This is a genomic window from Anaerovibrio sp. (assembly GCF_051866355.1).
Taxonomy (GTDB): domain Bacteria; phylum Bacillota; class Negativicutes; order Selenomonadales; family Selenomonadaceae; genus Anaerovibrio.
Genome location: NZ_JBJDWZ010000170.1, coordinates 1717 through 7162, shown reverse-complemented (window position 1 = coordinate 7162; position 5446 = coordinate 1717). Strand labels below are relative to the sequence as shown.

At 51.9% G+C, this 5446-nt stretch carries 5 protein-coding genes; all 5 read left to right on the top strand.

The window, feature by feature from the left end:
• Window positions 1-39 precede the first annotated feature (39 nt).
• The 5 genes from ACI3UA_RS08955 (at window position 40) to ACI3UA_RS08935 (ending at window position 5405) form a co-directional block, all read left to right on the top strand.
• Window positions 40-1308 carry a hypothetical protein gene (locus ACI3UA_RS08955; RefSeq protein ID WP_439724472.1) on the top strand — a complete coding sequence of 423 codons (1269 nt, stop codon included), beginning with the start codon at window positions 40-42 and terminating at the stop codon, window positions 1306-1308.
• Entirely contained in the window at window positions 1305-2216 is a 912-nt protein-coding gene (locus ACI3UA_RS08950; protein ID WP_439724471.1) for a hypothetical protein, read from the top strand. Before ACI3UA_RS08955 ends, ACI3UA_RS08950 begins: the two co-directional genes overlap by 4 nt.
• A gap of 54 nt (window positions 2217-2270) precedes the next feature.
• Window positions 2271-2648, top strand: coding sequence for a diversity-generating retroelement protein Avd (avd, locus tag ACI3UA_RS08945; protein WP_439724470.1), 378 nt, complete (start codon window positions 2271-2273; stop codon window positions 2646-2648).
• Window positions 2649-2963: 315 nt separating this feature from the next.
• Complete coding sequence (locus ACI3UA_RS08940) at window positions 2964-3965, top strand: reverse transcriptase/maturase family protein (RefSeq protein WP_439724469.1); 1002 nt, start codon at window positions 2964-2966, stop codon at window positions 3963-3965.
• Window positions 3966-3968: 3 nt separating this feature from the next.
• The gene (locus ACI3UA_RS08935; RefSeq protein WP_439724468.1) at window positions 3969-5405 is read left to right on the top strand and encodes a hypothetical protein; all 1437 of its coding nucleotides are present in this window, start codon (window positions 3969-3971) and stop codon (window positions 5403-5405) included.
• Window positions 5406-5446 lie beyond the last annotated feature (41 nt).

Genomic DNA, 5446 nt, shown 5'->3' with positions numbered 1-5446 from the left:
TAAATGAGTACATTCGATGAAGGATTTGTTGTCACCGATGTGGGCCTTGCCCTTCAGAGCAAACAGCTGGCAAACGGCGAAGCCCTGAAATTCAGCAGGGCGGCGTATGGTGCGGGTATGCAGCCTGATGGCACTGACCTGCGCACCGTGACTGCGATGGTGGACGAAAAGCTGGAACTGGAAATAGTTAAATCTTCCGTTGTTGGAAACGGCACTGTGGACATTACGGTCATGGTGGACAATACCAATGTGGAGGCTCCGGGCTTCCCGCTGACCGAGGTCGGCATGTATGCGATGGACGGGGATACAGAAATCCTATATGCATACGCATACTTCGGCGACAGGCATGGCTGGGTTCCGTCCGCTACTGATGCGCGGAAAATCAGGAATACAATGCATTTTGATATTGTCATCGGCCGCACCACGCAGGTGGAAGTGAAGCTGTCCAGTGACTGGTCTGCATTCGCCACCACCGAGGACTTTGAGGCACACAAGGACAGCGAGAATGCCCATCCTGCCCTGCCGCATTTTGGCAGTGCCATAACCAATCCGCAGGATATTGCGGGCATTTACTGCGGCAGTGAGGACAGCAAGCTGCACATGGCGAACCTGTCCGATGTGCGCGAGGTTGTGCTGGGCGATACGCGGGACATGGTGCAGAGCTACAACAGCGACAAGAAGCGCATCGACCATTTGGAACGCCTTGTGGGCAACGTGTACCTTGCCAACGAAATGGCAAACATCTATTTAGATGGCTACGACGGTATGATTATCGAGCCGTTTGACGATATTGCCGAGGAGGTTGACAGAACAGTTGCGCAGGTAACCTCCGTTGTTTCCGGCGATGATTCCATCGACGTGGAGAGCGCGGAGGGATTGATTATCGGTGCGCACTACCAGCTGACTGATGGCGAAAAGATTGAGGAAGTGCAGGTCAAGGGCATCAATACCTCCGGCAAGGTGCAGAGGGTTATCCTCTATGACAACGTTATCAATCAGTACACTGACGGACGTGCCAAGCTGTACCGTTCCAGCGTTGCCATCTATAACGGCAGGGCTTACGGCGGCGGCAATACGCGGACTGACGAGTGGTCCCCTAATGAAACCTTCAGCGGCAGTAACACTGCCAAGGACTTGTCAGCTACTCTCAGTTTCGACAACAGCAGCTCCTTCGAGCTGTCAGGCGCGGAGATGGAGAACGGGCAGATTATCCTTGACACCGCCACTATCGGTATTGCGCTGGTATCCGAGGGCGGCGGCTCAGGCACATGGGTAAGAGTTGATGGTGAAGGAGATGACATCGAATGACAGTGAATTTCAATAAGTTATATCCGTGGAGTGATATTGAAACCGTTACCATTGATGGTCAGGTGATGGTCAAGATACCTAAATTTTATATCAAGGTCGGCAAGGCCCCTGAAGGTTCTGTACGTGCTGGCAAGAAGTGCTATATGATTTCCGGCCACAAGAAGGACGGGTATCATATCCACCCTGCGTTCATGCGCAACGGTGAGGTTCAGCCATGCTTCTATATCGGCGCATACGAAGCATATAACGCTGGCAGTGGCAAGGCTGGCAGTGCATCCGGCAAGTCCCCGTGGGTGAGCATGACTAATCCGCAGGCTATCCAGTATTGCAGTGCCAGAAACACCGGCACAGGCGAGCAGGCTGGCTGGCATTTGCAGAATATCTATGAGCGTGCGGCAATTTCCCTGCTGATGATGATTGAGCTTGGTACACCGAATGTTCAGACCGCCATAGGTGCTGGTAATGTTTCTTCGTCTGCCGCGGTAGCCACGGGTGGCACAAACGCTTCGTGGCGCGGCATTCATGAGTTTTGGGGCAACGTATGGGAGCATTGCGATGGCTTCAAGACTGATGCGTCCAGCATTGGTCAGATTTTTGACAACAAGGGCAACGGCACATACAAGAGTACAGGCGTGGTCGTTGCCGGTGGCTGGATAAAGTCTTGCGCAGAGGCAACAGGTACGGATTTTGACTGCAACGATGTGTTCATACCTTCCGTGTCCGACAGCACCGAGGGCAACGGCACATACAGCGATTATTGCTGGGTTGCGGCAAACTGCGTGTACTACGCCTCCGGGCCTTGGGTTAACGGCACGAGGGACGGTGCCTTTGTGTTCAACGTCAACCTTGCCGCGTCGTACTCCTACACGAGCATCGGCCTGCGCCTCGCAAAGTACCCTGAAAGCTGATTACTGATTTACTGACCGTCCCCCGCGATAGCGGGGGCGGCGAAAGGAGAAAACATGGAAGACCGGAATATGAAGAATCCTCTGTATCTGCAAACAAAGATGGAGAATATACGCAGGTACAGCCATGATGCGCTCTTTCAGTTTCCGAAGAAGGAGCGTTATCTCCTGTGCCGTCAGATAGAGGACTGCATAGAGCGGATTATCCGCGAGGTAATCAGGTTTCAGAAACGGTACTACAAAAAGAATACCTTGCAGGAAATTGATATAGAGCTTGAGTTTCTGCGCGGGCTTATCCGCGAGGCAAGGGAGGAAAGCTACATATCAAACGGCAGGCTGGCTGATTGGATGGGACACGTCGATGAAGCTGGCAAAATACTTGGCGGACTTCTGAAGTTTTATCAGGAGAAGGAAGCCAGCCGTTCCGGCAAGTGATATATTTTCGGGCGGGACTTTACGGCCTCCGGGAATTGGGATAACGGCACGAAGGACGGTGCCTTTGTGTTCAACGTCAACAATGCCGCGTCGAACTCCAACACGAACATCGGCCTGCGCCTCGCAAATGGGATTTATGGTCAGTAGTTAGGCAGGTGCGATGCCTGCCTATCCAGTACCCCTCATTTGGGAGTTTCGTCCATCCTAAGAAAATAGGAAAACATGCGAAAAAGCCGCTTCTCTACGTCATGCGGAGCGGCATAATTTTATGGGGGTGTTATTCTGATAAGATACGACCACCTATGGAATCAGATAGTGAACTTTGATAATTTGTACGAGGGCTATCTTGAAGCAATCTCCGGTCGCAGGTACAAGCCTGAGATTATGGAGGCTGGGCAAAGGATAGAGATGATTATCCAGCAGCTTATAATCGAGCTGAATAATGGCTCATGGCAACCGCAGACTTATTACGAGTTTGAGTGCCGCACCGAGGTCAAGAGGCGCATCATCCACGCGCCGACATTCCGTGACAGGATTATCCATCACGGGCTGGACAGGATAGTCAAGCCGCTGTTTGAGAAGAAATTCATCTATGATTCCTATGCCTGCCGCAAGGGCAAGGGTACGCATCGTGCCACCATGCGGGTACAGAAATTCATGCAGAAAGCACGGAAGCGGTATGACAGGGTGTATGTCCTTCAGTGCGATATTTCCAAGTATTATCCGTCGATAGACCACGAGATACTTAAAAATGAGATACGCCGCACCATCAAGGACGAGCGCGTTCTTTGGCTTTGGGACTTGCTGATAGACAGGTTCAATGAGGATACCGGACGGGGCATCCCGATAGGCTCCCTCATCAGCCAGCTGTCGGCAAATATCTATCTGAACCCTCTTGACCATTTCATCAAGGAATGTATCGGGGCTGAATTCTACGTCCGCTATATGGATGATTTCATCATAATTTCCAACGATAAGCGGAAGCTGTGGGATGTTTTGGCAGATATAAAATGGTTCGTGGAGTTCCAGCTAAAGCTGAAGCTGAACCCGAAGACCGAGATATATCCTGCCTCCCGTGGCATAGACTTTGCCGGATACAGGATTTTCACAGATTATCTGCTTCCGAGGAAGCGTAACGTAAAAGCCGCCAAGCTGAGGTTTAAGGACATATCATGGAAATACAGGCACGGCCGGGCCAGCATGGAGGATGTAAACTGTAGGGTTGCGTCATTCATGATTGGCTACTGCAAGCACTGCAAAGCCATGAGGTCGGCAAACTCCACGTTGAAGTGGCTGAAATTGCGAAAGGAGCATTAACAAATGGCAAGAACAGCATTAATCAAGACTACGAATGCGAGCATTCAGGACTGCTCAATGTATTCCACTGTGAGCGGCATTTCGATTGAGGCATCCACACCGGACGGCACTTCCATGAAATTCGCGGTAAGCCTCAATGGCGGTGAGTGGAAGCACTACAATACCGGCTCAGGCGCATGGGAGAGCGTGGCAACGCAGGATATTACGGCTGACAGCGTGATGGCTGAGGGCAACACCAAGGCGGAGATTGAAGCTCTTGACAGTTCCAAGCTGGGGGATTTCGCCGGGGCAACGGTAGCATGGGCGGTAGGTATGCAGATGGAGGATACCGCGGAAAACTCACCTTCCATCGCCTCCATTCAGATTAACGGCCAGTCCGGCTCTACGGTAACGGAAGCCTCGGTGGAATGCGCACCCATTAATCTTTCCGACAGCGGCGGGGCTGTTGATATTCTGTCTATCAACGTCAATAAGTCCGAACAGCAGAAGGGGGCGGTCAGGGTTGTCGCATCCATTCAGGACGAGAGCGGCGCATGGGGCGAGTACAAGGACTATGGTGCTTTTGTCACGAGTCCGCCAACTGCGGCAAAGGCGATTAAATTCAAGGCAATCCTGACAACGCCTACGCCGGGAATTGATGCCGCTACGATAAACAGCGTTACGATTTCCCATCGCACTGACAATGTGGCGGTATTCAGCGAGGGTACGGGGGTATGCGTAACGCAAACCCATAATTTTGTGAACAACATCGGCAGGGCGCATCTGATGGTGAAGCATCCCATTGTTGCAGATACGGAAATTAAGGCGTATGTATCGCTCAGAAAACAGCCATCTTACGTTTATGGTGAAGTCATTGGCACTGGTGATGGGCAGAAGCACACGGTAAAGCTGGCTCATACCGAGGGGCTGGCAAGCCACGGATTCGTGCTTTATTTTGACGGGGTTGCTCAGGCAGCATCCACGTATTCATTCAGCCCGTCTGATGGTCAGGTAACATATACCGCGCCGGAGGGCGAGCCTGTCACTGTAGACTACATTCATGGATGGAGCAAAGAGGAATGGGTGGAAATGAAGCATGACACCCAGTACCCGGACAAGAACGATAACAACAGCGTTGATGACCAGTTTGATTATCTCGCCGGTGAAGGGGACCCGACAGGCAGTGTAGGTGCGGTAAAGGTTGCACTGACACAGAATACCGGCACCGTCAAGAATGCGGAGCTGGGAATCGGCACCGGAGAACAGCAGAGCTTCAAGCTGCCACATCATGCCAAGGCTGAAACCATCGTTGTTTCCCCTGCGGAGGCTACATGGAAGTGGCGTGATAATACCGACGTATTGCTTATTAACGCGCCGAAGGGTGAGCCGATTGCTGTGTCCTACAGCTGGGCAGCCCGGACAAACTATTTGGAGTCCATCGCGTGTGTATTCAATGAATAGGAGGTATGAGGGATGTTTATTTCCAATCAGGACAATCTGCC

Coding starts and splice junctions, on each gene's coding strand:
- ACI3UA_RS08950 (WP_439724471.1), top strand. CDS start 1,305: ATGACAGTGAATTTCAATAAGTTATATCCGTGGAGTGATATTGAAACC.
- avd (WP_439724470.1), top strand. CDS start 2,271: ATGGAAGACCGGAATATGAAGAATCCTCTGTATCTGCAAACAAAGATG.
- ACI3UA_RS08935 (WP_439724468.1), top strand. CDS start 3,969: ATGGCAAGAACAGCATTAATCAAGACTACGAATGCGAGCATTCAGGAC.